Below are 22,736 nucleotides of genomic sequence, written 5' to 3' on the forward strand. Positions count from 1 at the left end.
GTAGAGGTAGGTGATGTCGCGCCGCTCGGAGGCCAGTAGCCGCCACAGGCGCTGGCCGGGCGTGAGGAAGGAAGCGTTAGGGTCTGCCATGCAGGAAGAAGTAGTCGGATTAGTCGGGTTGCGGGGAAAAGAGCCGGGGCAGGCGCTAGCCCAACGTGGCGAAGGCCAGTTGGGTCAGGAAGGCTTGAAGGGTGTTTTTGCCGGTATTGCTGGTGGTGGCATCGGTCAGGGAGGGCAGGTGCCGGGCGAAGAAGAGCTGCTTGCGCGCTGACTCCAGCAGAGTGCTGACCAGGGCATACGGATAGGGGTAGCCCGGGTTTATTATCTGTACTACGTCCACAATGTCCGCCGCCAGCCGCTTGTACTCCCCGAACAGGCCGGCCCGGTTGTCATCGTCCACGTCGCGGGTCAGGTAGGATTTGGACGCCTCATTGACCACGATACGGTACAAGGCCGCCTCATCGAGCTGGGTGGTGACCGGGTCGTCCTGGTGGGCCCGGGTGAGAATGCCCAGAATCAGGCGCAGTCGCTCGCGGGCGTCGGGCACGTTGTGGGTGTGAAACCGGATCTGGTAGCGCAGCCAGGCCCAGTGCCAGCTCACCAGGTACATCAGCAGCTGGTGCTTGTTCTCGAAGTAGCGGTAGAGCGAGGCCTCGGTGGACTCGATGCGCCGCGCCAGCTTCCTGAAGGTGAACTTCTCGAAGCCGATTTCATCGAGGAGCCGCACGCTTTCGGCCACCAGGCGGCGGCCCAGGTCGGTGCCCTGGGGGTCGCGCAGGCAGAGCTTTTCATTAAGGTCAAGGCGGAGAGAGGTGCTCATGGAGGTGGCAGACGCTTCTGTCGATGAGAGGGGAAACCGACAAGCAGAACGCGGCAAAGGTACGAGCACTTTTGCAATTAATAGTTTTGCTATTGTTAAAAATAGTGTGAAACCGGACGCTGCCCCCTGCGTCGTTGGCAGTCGGGTCACGGCGTATCGTTTTGGCAAGAAGCCCCACGGTCGTTGAATTTTTCAGGGACGAATACTTCGGCCCGGCCTTTTCGTCCGGACATCGCCAGCCCGGGAATAAGTTGCAGTTGATATTACGTAGGGTGAGGTGAGTTGCCGGCGGTTAGCAGTCCGGAGCGGGAAGCCAGGCGTTTAGGGGTCAGACGTTAAAAGATGAAGGAACGAAACCAGTGACCAGGCCGGCGCGCCCTGAAGCGGCAACCTGCTCATAGGCTGACTTCCCGCTTCCCGCTCCTCCCACAGGGTTTCAGTAAGGCCCCGCGCAACAGCCGGTTGCAGCAGGCCGGGTTGCGCCGCGCGTTGCGTTTCCCGGACCCTTGTTGAGGAGTGAGTCAGCGGGTTCATCCCCCAACGAAAACCTTTCCTGGCCCGGCCCGCCATGACACGGATCAGGCGGGCAAATGACGGGCGTCATGCTTTTCGCCCTGGGTTTGAGGGACCTTTGTTGGTGAGCACCCCGCCCGTGCGCGGCGGGGTTGCCAGTGGCTTTTCCTCAATCTCCCGTATGAACCAGCTGTTCAAGGCCGTTTGCCTTACCCACCAGAAGACCCCTCTGGCCCGCAGCATTGCCCCCGACGCGGAAACGGTGGCCGGCGTGCTGCTCTACCCTCCGGATGCCATCCAGAGCCAAGCCTCCGCGGCCCTGGAGCGCCGGCTGGCGGCCGTGCCGCAGGGGCGGGCCATCATCGCCGAAAGCATGGCCGGGCTGCAGGACCGGAGCGAGGAAACGGAGGTTTCGCCCACCATCCAGAAGCTGAAAAACGCCCTGGAGCAGCTGCGACAGGACGAAATGAAGCGCTTCGGCAAGAAAATGAGCCCCGCCGAAGCCGGCCTGCTGGATGAAATAACCAGGTCGCTGATGCAAAAGGTGCTCAGGCAGCCCGTGCTGCAGCTCAAAGCCGCCTGTAAGCGCGGGGAACCCGGCCAGCTGGTGGAATCCCTTACGGCGTTGTTTGATCTGGAGCGGCAACCGGTTCCGGCACAGGTCAGATCGGCCCGCCCGCCCGCCTCACTCACCCCCTGCCTGGCGCCGACGGCCTGACAAACGTCACCTTTTCGGCTCGGGGCGGTCATTCGGGGCGGCGAAACGGAACCGGATATTTGCGTTATGCCGGGTCCCGCTCAAGGTCCGGTCCAACCCACCTTTTCGCGTCTTGTCCTCATGAAAAACCTGCTGGTTCCCACCGACTTCTCCGCCGAATCGCACCACGCCTTTGCCGTTGCCCTGCAGCTGGCCCGCCGGATGGGCAGCCGCGTGACGCTGCTGCACGTGGTGGAAGTACCCGAAACGGCTCCTGTCAGCGCCCCCCCCGGCGGGTCGGCCGGGGGCACCGGGCTGCCGCACAGCGACGGAGGAATGGACGACGTATTGATGCTGCAACTGCTGCATGAAACCAGGCGGCGCATGCACGAGCTGGTGAGCGAAGCCCGCCGGACCGCCCCCACGGTACCCGTGCGCGACCTGGTGCTAACGGCCCGCACCGACTCGGCCATTCTGCAGGCCATCGAAGAGCAGCACATCGATCTGGTGGTCATCGGCGCCCAGATTCACCCGGGCCGGGAAGGTCTTTTCGAGGGCTCGCACACCGAGCAGCTGGTGCGGCTGGCTCCCTGCCCGGTGCTCACCGTGAAATACGCCGTGGCGGATTTTGCGCCCCGCCGCATCCTGTTCGCGTCCGACTTCACGGCTGAAGCCGACCAGGCCGTGCGTGGCTTGCGCCAGGTGCAGGCCCTGTTCCCCGAGGCTGAGCTGCACCTGCTGCAAGTGATAGAAGAGGAAGCGCGGAGCGCCGCCGTGCGGGCACAAATCGCGGCTTTCGCGCAGCGCCACGGCCTGCAGCACCCGCGGCCAGCCGTTTTTATCGACTCCAGCCCCAGCGAGGGTATCCCCAGGTATGCCCGGCAGGTGCAGGCGAATTTGCTGGTCATCCCCACCCACGGCCGCACCGGCCTGCGCCGCTTCCTGCAGACCAGCATCGCCGAATCCGTGGCTACCCATGCCTTTCCGCCGGTGCTCACTTTCAAGCTGGCGTAGGCCACCTATTTGGCTCATCGTTCCAACTGAAAACACCCGGCCGATAATTCAGCCGGGTGTTTTCGATTATAAGTAGGTCGTGAAAATTACTTGGCAATAAAAAAAACGTCCTGCTCATCTGGCGTCCGCGAAGTCGAAGCATCTCTACCGCTTCATCAGGTCCGTTCAGCGAAGCGGTAGAGATGCTTCGACAGGCGGACGCCAGATGAAGCATGACGTGCGGATAAGTCAAACTAATTCCTTCGGCCTACTTAGCCCCCGGGGCCTCAAGCCATACAGGGCTCGCGCAGGTCGATGAAAATAAGCCGCCAGCGCCCGCCCACGCCCGCCGACTTGGCGAAGTGAAACCGGAAGCCCGTGCGGGTTTGCAGCACGGTGCGCACGGTGCGGCCCTGCGCGGCCTTGCCCTGGGCCGCCGTGCCGCCTTTCACGGTAGCACCGGGCCAGAGGTCCAGGCTCCGAAAAGCGGTGGCGGGACCGGCGAAGCAGCCCGATTGGGCAAAGCCCGCGTTCTGCCTGGTTTGCCGGCCGCAATCAGCGTCGGGCAGCTGCTGCATGACGCGCAGCTGCGGGCAGGTCATCAACTGCTTATCCAGCGAAAACAGGGGCAGATTCTGGTAAGCGCGGCGAAAAGTGCCCACCGCGGCCACCCGCGTCACCAGCGGCATCGCGCCGGGCTGCTCCAGAATCCAGAGGCCAAATTCCGGGTCGATGAGCTGGTTGAGCACCCCGGCATCGTGGCCGCGCAGGGCACCTTCCAGCAGCAGCCAGGCCCCGGCCACGGAAGTGTCGGCGGGCATCACCGGATTTTCGGTGCGCGCAGCGGCCGGGTCGGGCCTGGGAGCGGTGGCTGGCAGGGCTTGCACCGAGCTTTGTCCGGGTGACTGGTCGGGCATGCCGTTGGGGCTTTTGGTGTCGCAGGCTGCCAGCAGTAAGGCAAAAGCGGCAGCGGCGAGGATGGGGGGGACGCGCATGAGGACAGGGGGAAAAGGGGGCTTGAAAGGCGCCGGTAGCTTATTCAGTGTGGCCGTTTAAATAAAACCAGAACGTCATGCTCATCTGGCGTCCGCGTAGCCGAAGCATCTCGCGTGTGGTAGTAATCCAATCGTTCACCGATGCGAGCGAGATGCTTCGGCTACGCGGACGCCAGATGAGCATGACCGTTCTTTTTGTTTTGGGTAAGCGTTAAGCCGCAACATCAGACACGGCCGCCCACTCCACGCCCTGGCGCAGCCACTGCTGCGTGGCTTCCTCCGCTGAGCCGGGCTCGACCCGATAATCGTAGTGCCACTCGGCTTGCGGCGGCAGGCTCATGAGGATGCTTTCGGTGCGGCCGCCGGTTTCCAGCCCGAAGCGGGTGCCCCGGTCGATGGCCAGGTTGAACTCGGCGTAGCGGCTGCGGCGCACCTGCTGCCACTGCTTTTCGCGCCCGGTGTAGGGCAGGTCCCGGTTCTGGCGCATGATGGTGCCGTAGGTGCGGCCGTACACCTCGCCCACGTCCTGCACGAAGGCGAACAGCTCCTCGAACGAGCCGTCCTGGCCCACGGTGAGGCGGTCGAAGAAGATGCCGCCGATACCGCGGGTTTCCTTCCGGTGGGGCAGGTAGAAATACTCGTCGGCCCACTGCTTGAAGCGCGGGTAATAGTCCGGGTTATGGCGTTGGCACACCGCGCGTATCTGCTCATGAAACCAGCGGGCCTGGGCCTCGTCCACGTAAATCGGGGTCAGGTCGAGGCCGCCGCCGAACCAGGCTTCGCCGTTACCGGCCTCGAAGTAGCGCACGTTCATGTGCGAGATGGGCACCATGGGGCTGCGTGGGTGCTGCACCACGCTCACGCCGGTGGCGAAGTAGCGGCGGTCGGGCAAGAGCAGGGCGTGCGCGGCTTGCTCGGTGAGCCCGCCCCATACGGCGGAAAAGGCCACTCCACCTTTTTCCAGCACCTCGCCCTGCAGCAGCACCCGCGTGCGGCCGCCCCCGCCCCCGGCGTGCTCCCAGGGCGTTTCGGTGAACCTGACGCTGCTGCCATCGGCCAGCTCCAGCCGGTAGCAGAGCCAGTCCTGGAAGCTGCGCATCCAGTTTTCCACCCGGGTGCGGGGCGGGGCAAGAGTTTCAACAACAGTATTCATACAGCAGCAGATTTAAGCGTGAGCCGGGCTTTGCCAAGGGCTGGGGCCGGAACCGGACCTTACATTCAGACCCAGGGCACAGCGCGATAAGCGGCAAGCCGGGTGGCGGTTGCTTCCTGCGCCAGCCGTTCGTGGCAGTGCTCGCAGCAGCTGTCCGAGGCCGGGTGCTCGGCCGCCCGCAGTACCAGCACGGGGATTTGGGTGTGGTAGGCCTGCGTTTGGGTGTAGCACCGGTCGAAGTAGCGCAGCAGCTGCGCGGTGTCGGCCGGGGCAATAATGAGCAGCTGCGCCAGCGTGCGGGCGCAATACTCACTGACGCCTTCCAGCGGGGCCTCGTCTTCCACCAGGTGCTCGGTGATGGTGGGCCAGGTGAGCTGGGCCGCGGCCCGGCTCAGGGCCTGCTTCAGCTGCCGCCGCCGGGGCCGGGCCGTGTGCGGGTAGAACTGCACCAGGTCCAGCGGCCCCGGAAAGGCACTGGCCAGGCCCGAGAGCCGGGGCAGCAGGTGCAGGTTCAACGCGTCGAAATCGGCGGCAAAAACCAGGCGGTTGGGCAAGGCCCGCCGCCCCGCCGGCACTATCAGCACCGGGCAGCTGACCAATGCGGTAACGGTGGCCGCGTGGTTGCCGGGGGCCACTTGCCGGCCGCAGTCGATGTGCTCGAGGCCCATCACCACCAGGTCGGCGGCGCAGGCCGCGGCTTCAGCCTGCACGTGGTCGTGCAGGCAGCCGGCCAGCACCCGGTAGCGGTATTGAATCCGCCGGCCGTTCTGGCGGGTGAGCTGCTGGTAGCGCAGGCGCTCCACCAGCCCGCGCAGCCGCTGTTCCTGGGCCAGCAGCACGATGGCCGGCTCGTCGGTCGCGTCAAGCTGGTGGCAATACAGCAGCACCACTTCCGCCGGCCAGCGCACGGCCAGCTTGTTGGCGTAGGCCAGCGTATGCTCGGCGGCCGGGGTGTGGTCGATGGGAACGAGGATGGTTTTCATGGGCGAAAGCAGGCCGAAGGCCGAAGAATGGGGAATAAGGAATGAAGCGGCTAGTGGCAGTAGTGCACCGTGGCCGGTTGGGTCGCGGTGGTTTTGGTGGTTGGCGGACTTAGTTGGGGGCTGAGGTAGGGAATGCCCAGCCCCAGGCCGCGCACGATGAAGAGCACCGCCAGCACCGAGGCCGCGTAGGGCACGGCCCGGCGCATGCGGGTGCGCCACACGAGCGGCACCAGCCGCCCACCCAGCGACAAGCCGAACAGGAGCGGCAGCGTGCCCAGCCCGAAGCAGGCCATGTAGGCCGCCGCGCCCGCCACGCCCGGCGCGCTCAGCGCCCCGGCCAGGGCCAGATACACCAGGCCGCAGGGCAGCAGGCCATTGAGCACGCCCGTGGCGTACAGGGCCGGCAGCGTCGGCTGCTGAAACAAGCGGCCCAACGTGTTTTTCACCCAGGCCAGCGGCCGGTCCAAACCCAGCAGACCCGCCAGGCGGCTGGGGTAGCGCTCCGGTACGGCCACCAGCAGCAGAATCAGCACGCCCGAGGCAATGGACAGGCCCTGCTGCACCCCGGCCAGACGCAGGCCCTGGCCCACCAGGCCCGCCCCGGCCCCCAGCGTGGCGTAGGTCGTGACCCGGCCCAGGTTGTAGAGCAGGCGGCCGCCCGCGTAGCGCAGCGGGGAGGTGGCCGCATCCACGCCACCGGGCAGCGCCAGGGCAATGGCCCCGCACATGCCCACGCAGTGGAAGCTGCCCAGCAACCCAAACAGGAATCCGGTTAAAATCAATGGGTGAATGGGTGAATGAGTTGAGTGGGTGAGCGGGGCGCTTGGGTAATGACTTATTTGCATTCACCCATTCGCTCATTCACCAAGCGTGAGGTCTTGTTCGAGGAAATAGGCCTGCCCGCCCGCCGTGAAATCAAGCTGCACCCGCCACAAGCCGGCCGCCATTTTGCTGGTGTTGATGAACTGGCGCAGGTCGGCCGCCGTTTGCAGCGGCAGCGCAAAATCCAGGGCCTGATTGGAGGGGCGGAAGAAGTGAACCTGGCCCTGCACGGCCGGCCCGGCCAGAATAGCCGGCAATTGTAGAATCAGGCGGCGACTGGCAGCATCGTAGCGCACCTGCACGGGAGTGGGCAAAGCGGCGGTGCGGGCCACCGCGTCCATGCGCTGCTGGTGGGCCAGCTCTTGCTGGTAGTAGTCGGCGCTGACCAGGTTCACGTCGGTCTGCATGGCCCGGTACACCATCGAGCCGATGTAGGCGGCGAAGAGCACGAAGACGGCAACGATGGCATAGGGCCAGACGCTGCGTTTGGGAGAGGAAATAGCCGGGGTGGTCATGGTTTATTGTGATTTTAGAACGGTCATGCTGAGCTTGTCGAAGCATCTCTACCGCTTCGTTGCAACCGCATTGATTAGTATGAGGTAGAGATGCTTCGGCTCCGCTCTGCTGCGCTCAGCATGACGTTCTTTCTGATTATTTAGTCAGTCAAAACATCACTGCGAAGGCCCGAGAAACTTGGTGCTGGTTTCACTTATCAGCTCGCCGCCGCTGAACAGGCCGATGCGGATTTTCTGGTTGGTGCGGTGCAGGGCCGTGCGGGGCAATTCGGCGAAAAAGACGCCTTCGGTGATGCCTTGGGCGGGCAGCTTGAGGCCGGTGGCGCCGATGAGCGAAATCCGGCCCTGCGCGGGCTCCAGGATGCGCAGGGTGATGGGGTAGCTGCCGTTGGTTTTGTTGATGACGGAGATGTTGTAGAGGTTGGTAATGGTGCCGCGGTCGGTTTTCTGGTAGAGCTGGCCCGGTGTGCGCAGCACGGTGGCTTCCACGTTGGAGCGCGAGACCAGCAGGCCCGTGAGCACGGCCAGCAGCAGGACCAAGCCACCCGACAGCGCCTTCACGCGGCCCGTGAACCGGAACCTGGTGCCGTTGGCGATGCCGTTTTCCGAGGCGTGGCGGATGAGGCCCTGCGGCAGGTTCACCAGGTCCATGATGGAATTGCAGGCGTCGATGCAGGCCGTGCAGTTGGTGCATTCCATTTGGGTGGCGCCGTTGCGGATGTCGATGCCGGTGGGGCAGACCTGCACGCACTGGTGGCAGTCGATGCAGTCGCCGGCGGCGCGCGCCTGGTTTTTGTGCAGCTTCTCACGCGGCTCGCCCCGTTTGTAATCATAAGCCACCACGAGGCTGTCCTGGTCGAGCAATACGCCCTGCAGGCGGCCGTAGGGGCACACAATGGTGCACACCTGCTCCCGGAACCGCGCAAACACGGCGTAGAACACGCCCGTGAACCCGACCATGGCCGCCAGCCCGCCCAGGTGCGCCGTCAGCGGGTCCGTCACGATGGCCACCAGCGCATCCGAGCCGATGATGTAGGCCAGAAAGGTGTTGGCAATCAGAAACGACACGGCCAGGAAGAGGACGTGCTTGGTGGTTTTGCGCCAGGTTTTGTTCCAATCCCAGGCGGCGCGGTCCAGGGCCTTTTGCTGGGGCGCGTCGCCTTCCAGCCAGTACTCGATGCGCCGGAACACCATCTCCAGGAAAATGGTCTGCGGACACACCCAGCCGCAAAATACCCGCCCATACACCACCGTGAACAGGATGATGAACACCAGAAACGTGAGCGTGGCCAGCAGCAGAATGAAGAAGTCCTGGGGCCAGAAAATCTGACCCAGGATGATGAATTTCCGCGCCGGCAGGTTCCACATCAGCAGCGGCAGGCCATTGAGCCGCAGCCAGGGCCCGGCAAACAGCACGGCCAGCAAGCCGTAGCTGAGCCACTTGCGGGCGCGGTAGAGCCGGCCGGCGGGCTTCCTGGGATAGAGCCACACCCGCTTGCCCGCCGCATCCACCGTGGAGATGGTGTCGCGGTACGCGTCGTCGGGTTTGAATTGGGTAGTGGCCATGGTTGTTCTGACGTTCGCCTCACCCCCCGGCCCCCTCTCCGAAAGGGAGAGGGGGAGCCACGGCGGCGCGGATAGTATTGATTCGATGTTAGTCCTATTCTGTTGTTGACTGGCTCCCCCTCTCCTTTTTCGGAGAGGGGGCCGGGGGGTGAGGCGACCGGCTACCGGCTAGCCACTGGCTTGCCGCCCGGTTTGGCAGCGGCTTCTTTCTCGCCCTGCGGCTCCTTGGCATTGGCGGGCTGCGAGCCCTGCAGACTCAGCGCGTAGGAAGTCACCTGCAGAATCTGTTTGCCCGAGAGCTTGCCTTTCCAGGCCACCATGCCCTTGCTCGGAATGCCGAACTTGATGGTTTTGTAGACGTGGTTCACTTCGCCGCCGTGCAGCCAGAATTCGTCGGTCAGGTTGGGGCCGACTTTGCCTTCGGCGTTGGCCCCGTGGCAGGGGGCGCAGTTGGTGGCGTAGATGCTTTTGCCGCTGCTCAGGTCGGCGGCGGTGGTCAGGGCCAGGTAGGTGGTGAGCCTGGTCGGGTCGTCAAAGCCGGCTGAAACGAGCAGGGCCGCCTGTTGCATTTCGGTTTCGTACTCGGCCACCTGCAGCTGGCCTTTCGTGGTGAGGTGGTAGTAGCCCACGTAGACGAAGGCAAACACGATGGTGAAGCCAAACCCGTATTTCCACCACGGCGGCAGGTCGTTGTCGAACTCGTGAATGCCGTCGTAGTTGTGGTCGAGCAGCTCGTCCCGGTATTCGCCGCGCACCAGCGTGGCGTCGCCCACCAGCAGGCCCAGCACTTTGCCGCTCCAGGTATCGTGCACCGTGGGCAGGTCGTAGAGCTGGCGCAGCTGCGGCTTCATCTGCACTACGATGCCGATGCCCGTGAGCAGCAGTACCAGCAGCAGCAAACCCAGTACGCCCAGCAGCACCCAGAACAGCAGCTCCTGGCCGTTCATACCGGCCGCTTTGACCGGCGCGGTTGCCTCCGGGGTTTGGGCGCTGGCTACGGCGCTTAGCAGCAGGCCAGCCGCGGTCAGCAACCCCAACCGGGCAGTTTTCACGGGCGCTAGCATGAGGGTTCGGGTTTAGCAGGCGTGACTTGCGCGTCTTCCAGCAGCGGCAGCATGCTCATGGTGCTGATGTGCTGGCGGTTGACGACCAGCACGTACCCCAGCAGGGCCACGAAAAACAGGAAGAAGATGACGAAGGAGATGAGCGGATAAATGGCAATGCCCGTGATGGACTGCAGAACTTCTTTGTACATGATGCGTGGGGATTGGGGCTTTGGATTACCAGTCGGTTCGTCATGCTGAGCTTGTCGAAGCATCTCTACCGCTTCGTTGCGGCCGTTCGCCTCACCCCCTGACCCCCTCTCCAAAAGAGAGGGGGCACCGGCTCGGCGCTGGCGTCAGGCTCCCCTCTCTTTTGGAGAGGGGCCGGGGGTGAGGCGACCGGCTGCGCGGCTACTGTGCTGCCGACGCTTCGGCCATAGCCGCGGCCTGCTCGGGCTTCACCTTGATGTCGGTGCCGAGGCGTTGCAGGTAGGCAATCAGGGCCACGATTTCCTTGTCGGATTTCACGTCGATGTCCTCTTTTTTCAGGTCGGCCACGATGCCTTTCGCCTGTTGCTGGGCATCGGCCACGGCTTGCTGGTCGTAGCCGGCGGGGTAAGGCGTGCCCAGCTGCTGCAGCACCCGGATTTTAGCGGGCAGGTCGGAGTAGTCGATTTCGTTGTCGAGCAGCCACGGGTAGGGCGGCATGATGGAGCCGGGCGACATGCTGGTGGGGTCCATCATGTGGTTGTAGTGCCAGGAATGCGGGTACTTGCCCCCGAGGCGGTGCAAATCGGGGCCGGTGCGCTTGCTGCCCCAGAGGAAGGGCCGGTCGTACACGAACTCGCCCGCCTTGCTGTACTCGCCGTAGCGCTCGGTTTCGGAGCGGAAGGGGCGCACCATCTGGGTGTGGCAGTTCGAACAGCCTTCCTTGATGTAGAGGTCGCGGCCCTGCAATTCCAGCGAGGTATAAGGCTTCACCGAAGCGATGGTGGGCACGTTACTCTTCACCAAAAACATCGGCACCATTTCGATAACGCCGCCGATGAGGATGGCGACCGTAGCGCCCACGGCCAGCTGAAACGGGCGACGCTCCAGCCAGCGGTGCCAGTGGCCGCCGGTGGCGTGCGGGTCCTGGGCTTCGGGCAGCAGCGCGGGCGCTTCGGCCTTTTCATTGACCAGCAGCGTGCCGGCTTTAGCCGTTTTGTACAGGTTGAACATCATCAGAAACACGCCGCTCAGGTAGAGCACCCCGCCGATGCCGCGCAGGTAGTACATGGGCACCAGCTGCAGGACGGTTTCCAGGAAGTTGGGGTATTGCAGCATGCCCTCGGCGTTGAACTGCTTCCACATCAGCCCCTGCGTGAAGCCGGCCCAGTACATCGGGATGGCGTAGAACAGGATGCCCAGCGTGCCCAGCCAGAAGTGCGTGTTGGCCAGCTTGGTGGAGTGCAGCGGCGTTTTGTAGAGCCGCGGCCAGAGCCAGTAGAGCATGCCGAAGGTCAGAAAACCGTTCCAGCCCAGGGCCCCGACGTGCACGTGGGCCACAATCCAGTCGGTGAAGTGGGCCAGGGCATTCACGTTTTTCAGGGCCAGCATGGGGCCTTCGAAGGTGGCCATGCCGTAGGCCGTGATGGCCACCACGAAGAACTTGAGCACGGGCTCGGTGCGGACTTTGTCCCAGGCGCCGCGCAACGTCAGCAGGCCGTTAATCATGCCGCCCCAGCTCGGCGCAATCAGCATGATGCTGAAGGCCACGCCCAGGCTCTGGGCCCAGTCGGGCAGGGCGGTGTAGAGCAGGTGGTGCGGCCCGGCCCAGATGTAAATGAAAATCAGCGACCAGAAGTGAATGATGCTCAGGCGGTAGGAATACACCGGCCGCTCCGCCGCCTTGGGCAGGAAGTAGTACATCAGCCCCAGGTAGGGCGTGGTGAGGAAGAAGGCCACCGCGTTGTGGCCGTACCACCACTGCACCAGCGCATCCTGCACGCCGGCGTAGGCCGAATAGCTTTTCATGAAGCTCACCGGCAGCGCCGCCGAGTTGACGATGTGCAGCACCGCCACCGTCAGGAAGGTGGCAATGTAGAACCAGATGCCCACGTACAGGTGCCGCTCGCGCCGCCGGGCAATGGTACCGAACATGTTCCAGCCAAACACCACCCACACCAGCGTAATGGCAATGTCAATCGGCCATTCCAGCTCGGCGTATTCTTTGGAAGTAGTCAGACCCAGCGGCAGCGAAATCACGGCCGAGACGATGATGAGCTGCCAGCCCCAGAAGTGAATCTTGCTGAGCACGTCGGAGAACATGCGCGTCCTGCACAGGCGCTGCAGCGAGTAGTACACGCCCGTGAAAATGCCGTTGCCCACGAAGGCGAAAATCACGGCGTTGGTGTGCAGCGGCCGGATGCGGCCGAAGGTGGTGTAGGCGTTGCCCAAATTCACCTCGGGCCGGGCCAGCTGAAAGGCGGCCAGCACCCCCACCAGCATCCCGATAATGCCCCAGATGACGGTGGCAATGCCAAAGTCGCGGACAATCTTATTATCGTAGAAGAAGGTTTCGATGCCGCGCTCGGGCGGCGGGGCCACCAGCAGCGGCAGCGGGGCCGCGGTGGGTAATTCTATTTCAGCTTGCATGGGCCTCGGAAGAGTGTTTTTTACTGCTTCAAAGGTCTTGCGGGGGCATTTCTGAAAAGGTGACGAACGTCAGCCGGGCGGCTGATTGATGTCAGGTGCGGGGGCTAACATCAAAAAAGGCATTTTTTGATGTTAAGCGACGGCTATCGCGCAAGGGTGGTACCGGCAGTTACTGAGAACCTATCCGAATAGGTTCTTGATGAACGTCATGCTTCATCTGGCTTCCGCACCAAATTTTGCACAGCTGCCCCCAGCACTTGGAAACGTAAGTGAGGCGTTGAAAACTCCAAAAAGCTGCTGGTGCCCAAGTGCCTTCAGAGACTGGAAACGCAGTTGTGAATTTTGGTGTGGAAGCCCTATACCTCCCTAACGACTACAGAATTTGCACAGAATAGGGCACTATGTTTACGGCGCGCCTGCTGCAATTCCTGCAATTCCTGCATGTCCCGCTGGCGGCGACGTGCCTCCTGCTGCCCCTAAAATCACCTCTCAAAAAACACATGTCCAAAAAGATGTTGCGTACCTGGCTAACGGCCTCATTCGGCCTGTTGGCATCCGGGGCCTTTGCCCAACAAGTGGATAGCCTCTCCTTTATCCGCTCCAAGCGCATGTCGGACGACGACCTGGCCAAAAAACGGGAAGGCCGGTTCGTGACCGGCTTGCCGGACCTGTCTTCCGACCCGGTTACGGGGGTGGGTTTTGGGGTGAAAACCAACATTATCTGGAACGGCAACCGCGACAATCCGCTGTTTGCCTACACGCCCTACCTCATGCGCCTACGCGCCAATGCGGCGTACTACACCAGCAACGCCCGCGAGTTGACGATTTCCCTGGACGTGCCTTACTACAAGGGTACGCGCTGGCGCTACCGCCTCGACTTCAAGGCGCAGCAAAACCCGGCCAACCTGTACTTCGGCTCCTCCGAGGCCACGCTTGGTCGCCTGCGCCTGCCCTCGAATCCGGGCGTTACGTTTGCCACCTACGCCCAGTACGATGCTGCCCGCAAGGCCCTGCGGCCCGGGCAGCCCGGCGAAGCCGCGGAGGTCACCGATGCCCTGTCCAACCGGTTCCGGGAAACCGAGGTTATGCTGAACCTCAAGGCCGACTACGCCCTGGGCAAAGGCAAATGGCGCGTCATGGGCGGCTACGAGATTCAGCACCTGTCGTATGCCACTTTCCAAGGCACGAAAGCCGAAGCGACCCTCCCCGTTACCGGCCAGCAAACCACGGCTCCCAATGGCACGGCGCTGCTCCAGCGCGATGCGCAGCAAGGGTTGATATTTGGCCTCGACGGGGGCTGGGTATCCATTATTCAGGCGGCGCTGATTCACGATACGCGGGACTTCGAGCCCGACCCTACCCGCGGGGTTTACTTCGAAGCGGCCAACGAGTTTTCCAGCCCGGTCATTGGGTCGCAGTTCAGCTTCAACAAGCTGTTTTTCCAGGGTCGGGCCTACCGCAAGCTGCCCGTCGGCAAGCGCACGGTGCTGGCCGGACGCGTCGGCGTCGGCAACATTTTCGGGGAAAAAGCGCCATTTTTTGAGTTCCAGGACCAGTGGAGCCCCGATGGCAGCATCAATGCCCTGGGGGGCCGGCAGTCGTTGCGCGGCTACCGGGCCAACCGCTTCCTGGCCCGCTCGCTGGCGTTTGCCAACGCCGAGCTGCGCATCCGGCTGGCCGATGTGAAGCTGGGCAAGCAGAACTTCGGGCTGGGCGTGGCCCCGTTTGCCGATGCCGGCACGGTGCGCGACCGGTGGCAGGACCTGGGCTTCCGCGACGTCCGGTTTTCGTACGGGGCCGGGGCCCGCATCGCCTGGAACCTGTCCACCATCATCTATGCCGATTACGGCTTGTCCAAAGAAGACCGGCTGTTCTATTTCGGCATCGGGCAGAATTTCTAATGGCCCTAAGCGAAAGTAACCTCATGCAGCTCACAAACTTGTGTGCAGTTAGGGGTTTTTGTCGCTATCCGCGTCTTCAAACAGCATCCGCACGGCGGGCGTGTAGGTGTCCTCGTACTGGCCCGAGCGCACGGCCCACAGGAACGCGCCTAAAAACGTGAGAGCTACCAGTAGGCTGATGCCGATGAGCAGGAAGATGATGGTCATGGTGGGATGGTTTAGCAGCAGATTTTTTAGAGGAACGTCATGCCGAGCGCAGCCGAGGCAACTCGCGTGTGGTAGTAATCCAATCGTTAGCTACGCTGACCTTCGGTTCAACGATGCGAGCGAGATACCTCGGCTGTGCTCGGTATGACGTTCTTTTTGCTCACTGTTCAAATACGCTGAAAACGACAGCTTACAGCCGGCGGCGGTGAGCGGCGTAGCGCACCAGCAGGGTAGCAAAAACCATCACGCTGAGCGAGCTGATGGGCATGAGGATGGCCGAGGCAATGGGCGTGAGCCGGCCCTGCACCGCCAGGCTCAGGCCGATGCCGTTGTAGCAGAAGGAGAGCAGAAACGTGGCCAGCACGATGTAGCGGCAGTCGCGGGCGAAGCGCAGGATGGTGGCCAGCCGGCCGAAGCTGCTGGCTTCCAGAATGGCGTCGCAGGCGGGCGAGAAGTTGGTGAGCGTCTCGGTGAGGGCAATGCCGACGTCGGCCCGCTGCAGGGCGCCGGCGTCGTTCAGGCCGTCGCCCACCATCACCACCCGGCGGCCCTGCTGCTGCAAGGCTTCCACGTAGGCGAGCTTGTCGAGCGGCGACTGCTGGAACCGCAGCTCGGCCCCGGCCCCAAAGAGCTGGCGCAGCGGGATGACATCCGCGTCGTTGTCGCCGGTGAGCAGCGCCAGCTGGTAGCGCTGGCCCAGCTGCCGCAGCAGCGCCGGCAGGTTCTCGCGGTACTGGCTGCGGATATCGTAGCACCCGGCCGGCTGCCCGTTCAGGGCCACGTACACGCGGGTTTGCGGTTCTGTCGGCCCTTGTTTGGGCGTATTGGCTCCGACAAATGCCGCTGAGCCCACGCGAACCGGCGTGCCGGCCACCACGCCGCTGATGCCCCGGCCGGGGATTTCGACGTACTCCTCCACCACAAAGTCAGTAGGCCCCAGATGCGCGGCCAGGCGCTGGCTCAGCGGGTGCGTGGATTGACCGACGAGCGCCGCCACACGCCGCGCATCCTCGCGGGAAAGGGCCGGACCGGAGAAATCGACGGCCGCGCGATGGGCATCGGTGAGCGTGCCGGTTTTGTCGAACACCAGCGTATCGGCACGGCTCAGCGTCTCGATTACGGCGGCGTTTTTCAGGTAGAGCCGGCGGCGGCCCAGCACCCGCAGCGCGGCCCCCATGGCGAAGGGCGTGGCCAGCGACAACGCGCAGGGGCAGGCAATAATCAGCACCGAGGTGAAGGCGCGCAGCGCCATCTGCGGGTCCCTGGGGTACCAGTACAGTACCGAGCCCACGGCCAGCGTCAGCGTGAGGGCCACGAAGTAGCGGCCGACGTGGTTGGCGTAGGTTTCCAGGGTGGGCCGGGCTTCTTTCTCGAAGGCGGGGTTGTTCCAGAGCTGCGTGAGGTAGCCCTGCGACACTTCGCGCACTACTTCCAATTCGATGGCCTCGCCCATCTGCCGCCCGCCGGCATACACTACTTCGCCCACGGCCCTGGCCACCGGCACGCTCTCGCCCGACACGAAGCTGTAGTCAATCAGGCCCGCGCCGCGCAGCAGCACGGCGTCGGCCGGAATAATTTCCTGGTGGCGCACCCGGATGCGCTGCCCGGCCAGCAGCTCCTTCACCGACACCGACTGTTCGCCGGCTTTGGTGAGCCGCGTCACGGCCACGGGAAAGTAGGAGGTGAAGTCGCGGTCGAAGCGCAGGGCGTCGTAGCTGTGCTGCTGCACCCACTTGCCGATGAGCATGAAAAACACCAGGCCCGTGAACGAGTCGAAGTAGCCCGGTCCGCGTTGGGTGAGCACGTCGAATACGCTGGTCGCAAACAGGGCCGTGAGGCCGAGGCTGATGGGAAAGTCGAGGTTGATGTAGCGCTGCCGCAGCCCCTGCCAGGCCGACTGGTAGAACCCCCGCGCACTCACCAGCAGCACCGGCAACGCCAGCAGCAAACTCAGCCACCCAAAGAATTGCCCGAACGCGGCGTGCAGCCCTTCGGTGAAGGAAAAGTAGTCGGGAAAGGCCAGCAGCATCACGTTGCCGAAGCCAAAAGCGGCCACGCCCAACTGGTAGTAGAGCGTGCGATTGGCGGCGTGGGGCTGCGCGCCCAGCTCGGCCAGCGTAATCTGCGGCTCGTAGTTGATGGCGGCCAGCAGCGTCACCACGTCTTTGAGGCTGGTGGTAGCAGGATGGTAGCTTACCGTCAGCTCCTTGCGCAGGAAATTGACCCGCGACTCCCGGATGCCCGCGTTCAGCCTGAACAGGTTTTCGAGCAGCCAGATGCAGGAAGCGCAGTGCATCTGCGGGATGGTGAGCGTGAGCCGGGCCAGCGTGGGCGAGCGGAAGGCCAGCAGCTGGCTTTGCACCGATTCCAGGTCGAGGTAGTCGAAGCGGCCGGGTAATTCCACGGTTTTCACGCGCTGGCCGGGCTGCTCGTCGAGGCGGTAGTAGCCGCACAGGTTGCTGGCCGCCAGCAGCTCGTACACGGCCTGGCAGCCCGGGCAGCAGAAATGCAGCTCAGGGTGCTCGGCCAGCTGAACAGGCTCGTCGGGGCAGTCGTCGCCGCAGTGGGTGCAGGCAACGCGGTTCAGGGTTTCGGGGGCGGCGGGTAGGGGCACGGGCGGGCAGGCTGATGGCAGCCTCAAAGCTCCGGTTTGCCTTACCGGGAAAACCTGATGAACGTCAGGCCGAAGTCTGATTCATCTCAGTCCCACCCGGCTTCCGGCGTCGCACCTTTGAGCCGCCGTTGCAGCAACGCAACCAGCCGCTTTACCCGCCATGACCAACCCCCGGCCCGATATTGCTTCCGAAGCCGACATCCGGCTGCTTGTCGATGGATTTTACGCCAAAGTTGGGCAGGATGCGCTGCTGGGCCCGGTGTTCAACGACTTCGCCCACGTCGACTGGCCCCGCCACCTGCCCGTGATGTATGATTTCTGGAGCAGCCTGCTGCTGGGCACCACGCGCTACCACGGCCGGCCCTTTCCCAGGCACCTGCCGCTGCCCATTGCGGCCGCCCACTTTCAGCGCTGGCTGGCCCTGTTCGAGGCGACGGTAAATGCGCTATTCGTCGGCCCCAGGGCGGAGGAAGCCAAGGTGCGCGCCCGAGGCATTGCCACCCTGTTTGAGCACCGCCTGCGCGAACGTAACCCGCTCGCCCTGCTATAAGGCGGACCGATGATGCCACTGGGTTAAAGGGTGGAAATAACCGCGTAGATTAGGCCGTCAGGACCAGCTTAAACCCCGCATGAGAGCCGCCATCAACACCAAATACGGACCACCCGAGGTAGTGCAGCTACTGGAAGTTGAGAAGCCCGCTCCCAAGGAAAACGAGGTACTGATAAAGGTGCACGCCACCACGGTGAACCGCACCGACTGCGGATTCCGGAGCGCCGAATACTTTGTCAGCCGGTTCTTCAGTGGGCTGCTGCGGCCAAAATTCCCAACCCTGGGCAACGAGTTTGCCGGAGAGATTGAAGCCATCGGCTCCGGCGTCAGCCTGTTCACGGTCGGCGACAAGGTATTTGGCTACAACGACGCCAGCTTCGGCGCGCACGCCGAGTACCTGACGCTGGCCGAGCAGGCAGCCATTGCCACCCTGCCCGGCAACTTAACCTACGAGGAGGCCGCTCCAATGTGCGAGGGTGCCCACTACGCGTTGAGCGCTATGCGGGCCGCCAAGGTGAAAAGCGGCCAAAACCTGCTGGTGTATGGCGCCACCGGCGCCATTGGTTCGGCCGCGGTGCAGCTGGCAAAATCCTTTGGGGCAACGGTTACCGCCGTGTGCAGCACGCCGAGCGTGGCCCTCGTGAAATCGTTAGGGGCTGATGTGGTCATCGACTATACCACCCGGGACTTCACCAAAACCGACCAGGTATTCGACTTTGCGTTTGATGCCTGCGGGAAAAGCTCCTTTACCGCGTGTAAGCCCCTGCTAACCAAGAGCGGCATCTACATTTCGACCGAGCTTGGGTACCGGGGAGCCAACATCTATCTCGCGCTCATTACCCCGTTTTTGGGGGGCAGGAAGGTGTTGTTTCCACTGCCAGCCATCACCAAGGAAGACGTTCTTTTCCTGAAAGAGCTGGCCGAAACCGGCCGATTTAAGCCGGTACTCGACAGGCGATACCCGCTGGAGAAAATTGTGGAGGCCTACCACTATGTGGAAACCGGACAAAAAGTTGGCAACGTGGTGATTACGCTTACCTGAAAACCTTCGTGCTTTAGCCGGAGCGAGTAAATAGCTTAGTTGGTTTTTGGGGCCTAAAAACTCCCGCCGCGGGCTAAGCCGCCACTGATTCGGAGGCTTCGGTGGCCCGCGCCCGGCGGTTTTCCTCGGCGAATACTCCCAGCAGCACCCCGAGATAGGAGAGCAGCAACGGCCCAATTACCAGCCCCAGGATGCCAAACAGGCCTACGCCCAGCGTCACGCCCGCCAGCGTCACGAGCGGGTGGATGTGGCCCATGCGCCGGGCCAGCACGATGCGCAGCAGGTTGTCCACGTTCATCACCACCACGAAACCCACCAGCAGGATGCCCACGCCCTGCCCGGTGGCCCCCTGCGCAAACTGGTAGAGCGCCGCCGGCCCCCACACCAGGGGCGTACCCAGCACCGGAATAAAGGCCACAAAAAAGCCGATGGCGCCCCAGAACACCGGGTCAGGCACCCCAAATACCCCCAGTAGCAGGCCCGTGAGCAGGCCCTGCACCGCCGAAATCAGCACCTGCCCCAGCACGTTGGCCTGCACGTTGTTCTGCAGCGCGTCCTGCAGCTGGTCGAGGGTGTCGGGCCGGAAGGGCAGATAGCGGCGCAGGTTGCGCAGAAACGCTTCTTCCTGCACGAACAGAAAATACAGGCTGAACAGCAGCAGCCCCACCACCACAGCCAGGTGCAGCACGCTGCCGGCCAGCGTGGGCAGCCAGCGGCTCACGGCGCCGGCCACCTGGCCCAGCAGGGTCCGCACGTTTTGCTCGCTGCTGAACGTGTAGCCGGTCAGCCGCTCCAGCCGGCGCACCACCGCCACCACCTGCTCGGTGTACTGGCCAATGCTACGCAGTCGCTCAAAGAGCATGGTGCTGAGCGCATAGAAGGGAATGAGCAGGACCACCACCGTAAATAGCAGCAGCCCCACCGTCACCAGCTGCCGGTTCCAGCCGCGCCGGTGCACGAGGGCCGTGAACCAGGGCCGCAGCGCCACGTACAAAATGCCCGCGCCCAGAAACGCCGATACGTAGCTGGCCAGCCCCACGAGCACGAGGCCGCCCAGCGCCACCAGCGCCACAATGAGCAGCAGGTGCCGCTGGTACGGCGTGTAGATGTTGGAGGGCGGGCTGGTCATTTACAGTCGTTTCATAAAGCTGGGGTTGCGCATCATTTTGCCGTTCATCCGCCGGTGCTCGCCCTCTTTCAGATGGAGGATAGTGCCGTCCTGGCGCTTGCCGGTGAGTTCTCTGAATTGGGAATAAAGCTGGCTTGGCGCCTACCGATAAATCAGAATGCGGGCGGGTTCCAGGCAGTGCAGCGAATGCGGCGCGCCGTTGGGGATGATGACGTAGTCGCCGGCCGTTACCTCGGTCGGCACGTCTTCTTGGGTAATGATGAGCCGGCCGGCCAGCACCGCCACGAATACATCGACGGAGGCGTGGTGGGTGGGCATGATTTCGCCGGCCGCGAAGGTTTTGTAGATAACTTTCTGGCCGTTCTTTTCCAGCAGCACCAGGGCTTTTTGTTCGCCGGCGGGGGCGTGGCGGCCCGCCAGCAGGCTGCCGCTTTTCAGGGGTGGATAGGTTGAGGTCATAAGCAGTGGGGTGTATTTTTTAAGCATTTATGTCCATCAGGTCGTCATGCTGAGCATAGCCGAAGCATCTCGCTCGCATCGTTGAACGATTGAGTCACCACCACACGCGAGATGCCTCGGCTGCGCTCAGCATGACGGCCTGATCAAATTCAACGAACGACTAAACCGCCTCGCCATCAGAACTTCCGGGAGTGGCAGGCCGAGCAGTCCGACGGCGTGGGCAGGGCGTAGGCCTGCTTCTGAATGGCCTCATCCATGGCTTGCTGGAAAGCATCCAGAACCTGACTGCGGGCGTCGCCCGGCAGGTTCGGCAGTACCTGCTCTATGGCCGTGCGGTACACGTGAGCCATGAAATTCGGGCCGTAACGGGCAAAAAACCGGTCGTGCACGTTGCCGAACGATACCCGCTCGGCCGAAGAGATGGACAGCGACAGCGCCAGCCATTCCTTCGCGTTATTCTCCAGGTCGAATAGTAATTCCTGCGTCATGAGCTGGTAAGTAGCGGCAGCAGACAAAGCGGCGGTTGCCTGGCACCATTGGATAGCCCAAAACTACCGGGCGCCGGCTGCCCCCGGCATGACAAACCTCACCCGTATCCATGAGCTTTATCAGCCCCGGCCGTGGCCCCCGGCGGTCGGGGAAACGCGCCGCCGGAACAACAACAGGGGTACTCTCAGGAAACGGAAATCATAGTACGTCAAGCAAATTCACGCAACTGGATGGCAAAGCATTCCTGAGGTGATAGCGCAAGGAGTTAAATCTGGCTTACTTCCGGAAGAATCTCTCAACACAATGCAGCTTCCCGAACACGTCCCGGACTCGTTCCGAAATATGTACGGGTTCCGACCCGCCGCGCCGCCGCGCCCGCCTTGGTACTTTGCCGAGGACAAGGCTTCAGGTTTGGGCGTTTACGAAACTCATCCATGCGGACTATTTCGTAAACTTTAGTTCGTAGACGGGCTTCTTAAATTCATCGCGCGCTACAGCGGCCAGTTGGTCACTTGGTGTAGGCCTGATTCCGGCCGTTCGCCGAAAGGAGTATTTTTACTATCCTGCTATTCTTCTTTAGCCCGATGCTCTGTTCTACGTTGCTGTTACTGACCCTCGCCCTCTCCGATACCAGCACCCGAACTCCTGCCCCACTGAGGTGGCGGCTGCACCTAGCCCCACTCCTGGGCGGGGCATTGCCACAGTTGCGCCTCCAAGGTGCGATTGAGGACGCGAACCGAGCGCCTTTCGAGCCCAACTACCTGCAGCACCACAACGTGGACGGTGGCGTACGGCCCGTGGTCGGCTTCGCGGCCACGCTCTTTCCGCGGCGGGGGCCCCTTAGCCTGCACGCGGGCATGAGCCTGCGTCCTGTGCGCTATCATCACACGTTTGCCACGGGACACGAAGCGTTTCCCACCAAAACGTACCATTTGCGCACGACGGCGGCACAAGCAGTAGTCAGCCTGCGCTACCACCGGCGGGTTGGCCCGGTACGGGTACTGGCCGGGTTTGGCACCAGTCTGCTCGACTGGTGGAACATTCAGGCCTATGCCCGCTACGACGGGGTAAATCAGCGCGAAGCCTACGGCATCAGCCTGCCCGTGGCTGATGGGTTTCTGGCGGAGCCGTTTCAACAGTCGGCGTTCCGGCAGGTGGGCTACGAGCGGCCGACGTTGGGCTTTTGTGAAGAAGTGGGCGCTACCTGGCAACGATATACGCTCACGCTCAGCTATCGGCATCAACTCTACAGCCTCTACTACGAGGGAACGTCGGTTAGTTCTTTCAGTAGTAGTCAACGCGGCGGGCCCGTTACGCATATTGGCAGCACGCCCCAGTACGGCCTGCGGGCGACGGCCTTTTATGCTACGCTCAGCTACGACCTGTTTCGGTTGGGGGAACGTCCCCGTACCGCTAAGGGAGGGTTAAACCGGGCTGATTAGCGAGCTAAGTGCTCTTAACACCGAAGCCAAACGGTCTAGGCTCACCGAAGAAAGGGGGGATGCGGTCTTGAAACACCCTTTTCAGTTCCGATACAAGAAAACGGTGATTTAAATAAGCCGCAATGCCCTTTTACATCTTGTAAACGGTGGTTTGCAACACGTTAAA

Annotated in this window: 21 protein-coding genes; 6 read left to right on the forward strand and 15 right to left on the reverse strand. The window is 62.9% G+C overall.

The window, feature by feature from the left end:
• Positions 1-145: 145 nt before the first annotated feature.
• Positions 146-820, reverse strand: coding sequence for a TetR/AcrR family transcriptional regulator (locus ABD833_RS12870; protein WP_345073501.1), 675 nt, complete (start codon positions 818-820; stop codon positions 146-148).
• 694 nt (positions 821-1,514) lie between these two features.
• Here ABD833_RS12870 and ABD833_RS12875 point away from each other — a divergent pair.
• Together ABD833_RS12875 and ABD833_RS12880 are read left to right on the forward strand one after the other, a co-directional pair.
• Positions 1,515-2,051 (forward strand): glutamyl-tRNA reductase, encoded by a 537-nt coding sequence (locus tag ABD833_RS12875; RefSeq protein WP_345073503.1) that lies wholly within the window; start codon positions 1,515-1,517, stop codon positions 2,049-2,051.
• Between the two features lie 120 nt (positions 2,052-2,171).
• Positions 2,172-3,044, forward strand: a complete 873-nt coding sequence (locus ABD833_RS12880) for a universal stress protein (protein ID WP_345073505.1) — start codon at positions 2,172-2,174, stop codon at positions 3,042-3,044.
• Positions 3,045-3,310: 266 nt separating this feature from the next.
• Here ABD833_RS12880 and ABD833_RS12885 read toward each other — a convergent pair whose 3' ends face one another.
• From ABD833_RS12885 to ccoN, 9 genes are all read right to left on the reverse strand, one after another.
• On the reverse strand, positions 3,311-4,018 hold the full coding sequence (locus tag ABD833_RS12885) for a hypothetical protein (protein WP_345073507.1): 708 nt from the start codon (positions 4,016-4,018) through the stop codon (positions 3,311-3,313).
• A gap of 211 nt (positions 4,019-4,229) precedes the next feature.
• Positions 4,230-5,171, reverse strand: a complete 942-nt coding sequence (gene hemF, locus ABD833_RS12890; RefSeq protein WP_345073509.1) for an oxygen-dependent coproporphyrinogen oxidase — start codon at positions 5,169-5,171, stop codon at positions 4,230-4,232.
• Positions 5,172-5,236: 65 nt separating this feature from the next.
• Complete coding sequence (locus tag ABD833_RS12895; protein WP_345073510.1) at positions 5,237-6,154, reverse strand: universal stress protein; 918 nt, start codon at positions 6,152-6,154, stop codon at positions 5,237-5,239.
• A gap of 50 nt (positions 6,155-6,204) precedes the next feature.
• Complete coding sequence (locus ABD833_RS12900) at positions 6,205-6,936, reverse strand: sulfite exporter TauE/SafE family protein (RefSeq protein WP_345073511.1); 732 nt, start codon at positions 6,934-6,936, stop codon at positions 6,205-6,207.
• 75 nt (positions 6,937-7,011) lie between these two features.
• The gene (locus tag ABD833_RS12905; protein ID WP_345073512.1) at positions 7,012-7,491 is read right to left on the reverse strand and encodes a FixH family protein; all 480 of its coding nucleotides are present in this window, start codon (positions 7,489-7,491) and stop codon (positions 7,012-7,014) included.
• Between the two features lie 156 nt (positions 7,492-7,647).
• A complete protein-coding gene (ccoG, locus tag ABD833_RS12910; protein WP_345073513.1) occupies positions 7,648-9,057 on the reverse strand; it encodes a cytochrome c oxidase accessory protein CcoG in 1,410 nt (469 codons plus the stop codon).
• A 161-nt stretch (positions 9,058-9,218) separates the two neighbouring features.
• Positions 9,219-10,109, reverse strand: a complete 891-nt coding sequence (locus tag ABD833_RS12915) for a cbb3-type cytochrome c oxidase N-terminal domain-containing protein (protein WP_345073514.1) — start codon at positions 10,107-10,109, stop codon at positions 9,219-9,221.
• Between the two features lie 5 nt (positions 10,110-10,114).
• Complete coding sequence (locus ABD833_RS12920) at positions 10,115-10,312, reverse strand: hypothetical protein (protein ID WP_345073516.1); 198 nt, start codon at positions 10,310-10,312, stop codon at positions 10,115-10,117.
• Between the two features lie 199 nt (positions 10,313-10,511).
• Complete coding sequence (gene ccoN / locus ABD833_RS12925; RefSeq protein WP_345073517.1) at positions 10,512-12,737, reverse strand: cytochrome-c oxidase, cbb3-type subunit I; 2,226 nt, start codon at positions 12,735-12,737, stop codon at positions 10,512-10,514.
• A gap of 500 nt (positions 12,738-13,237) precedes the next feature.
• Here ccoN and omp85 point away from each other — a divergent pair, with 500 nt between their 5' ends.
• Complete coding sequence (gene omp85 / locus ABD833_RS12930) at positions 13,238-14,638, forward strand: Omp85 family outer membrane protein (RefSeq protein WP_345073518.1); 1,401 nt, start codon at positions 13,238-13,240, stop codon at positions 14,636-14,638.
• A gap of 48 nt (positions 14,639-14,686) precedes the next feature.
• Here the strand turns inward: omp85 and ccoS are convergent, their stop codons facing one another.
• Positions 14,687-14,845, reverse strand: a complete 159-nt coding sequence (gene ccoS, locus ABD833_RS12935; RefSeq protein WP_135497086.1) for a cbb3-type cytochrome oxidase assembly protein CcoS — start codon at positions 14,843-14,845, stop codon at positions 14,687-14,689.
• A 190-nt stretch (positions 14,846-15,035) separates the two neighbouring features.
• Positions 15,036-17,459: a heavy metal translocating P-type ATPase gene (locus tag ABD833_RS12940; RefSeq protein WP_345073520.1), complete on the reverse strand. Its 2,424-nt coding sequence runs from the start codon at positions 17,457-17,459 to the stop codon at positions 15,036-15,038.
• Positions 17,460-17,619: 160 nt separating this feature from the next.
• Here ABD833_RS12940 and ABD833_RS12945 point away from each other — a divergent pair, with 160 nt between their 5' ends.
• The gene (locus ABD833_RS12945) at positions 17,620-18,009 is read left to right on the forward strand and encodes a group III truncated hemoglobin (RefSeq protein WP_345073521.1); all 390 of its coding nucleotides are present in this window, start codon (positions 17,620-17,622) and stop codon (positions 18,007-18,009) included.
• A gap of 79 nt (positions 18,010-18,088) precedes the next feature.
• The gene (locus ABD833_RS12950) at positions 18,089-19,051 is read left to right on the forward strand and encodes an NAD(P)-dependent alcohol dehydrogenase (protein WP_345073523.1); all 963 of its coding nucleotides are present in this window, start codon (positions 18,089-18,091) and stop codon (positions 19,049-19,051) included.
• Positions 19,052-19,124: 73 nt separating this feature from the next.
• On the opposite strand, the gene ABD833_RS12955 is transcribed toward ABD833_RS12950, so the two are convergent.
• The 3 genes from ABD833_RS12955 to ABD833_RS12965 form a co-directional block, all read right to left on the reverse strand.
• Positions 19,125-20,180 (reverse strand): AI-2E family transporter, encoded by a 1,056-nt coding sequence (locus ABD833_RS12955; RefSeq protein WP_345073524.1) that lies wholly within the window; start codon positions 20,178-20,180, stop codon positions 19,125-19,127.
• A 141-nt stretch (positions 20,181-20,321) separates the two neighbouring features.
• On the reverse strand, positions 20,322-20,639 hold the full coding sequence (locus ABD833_RS12960) for a cupin domain-containing protein (RefSeq protein WP_345073525.1): 318 nt from the start codon (positions 20,637-20,639) through the stop codon (positions 20,322-20,324).
• A gap of 176 nt (positions 20,640-20,815) precedes the next feature.
• Entirely contained in the window at positions 20,816-21,154 is a 339-nt protein-coding gene (locus tag ABD833_RS12965) for a hypothetical protein (RefSeq protein ID WP_345073526.1), read from the reverse strand.
• Between the two features lie 558 nt (positions 21,155-21,712).
• Between ABD833_RS12965 and ABD833_RS12970 the strand changes: the two genes are divergently transcribed.
• Positions 21,713-22,570: a hypothetical protein gene (locus ABD833_RS12970; RefSeq protein ID WP_345073528.1), complete on the forward strand. Its 858-nt coding sequence runs from the start codon at positions 21,713-21,715 to the stop codon at positions 22,568-22,570.
• Positions 22,571-22,736 lie beyond the last annotated feature (166 nt).

The sequence above is a fragment of the Hymenobacter fastidiosus genome (genome assembly GCF_039539565.1).
Lineage (GTDB): Bacteria > Bacteroidota > Bacteroidia > Cytophagales > Hymenobacteraceae > Hymenobacter > Hymenobacter fastidiosus.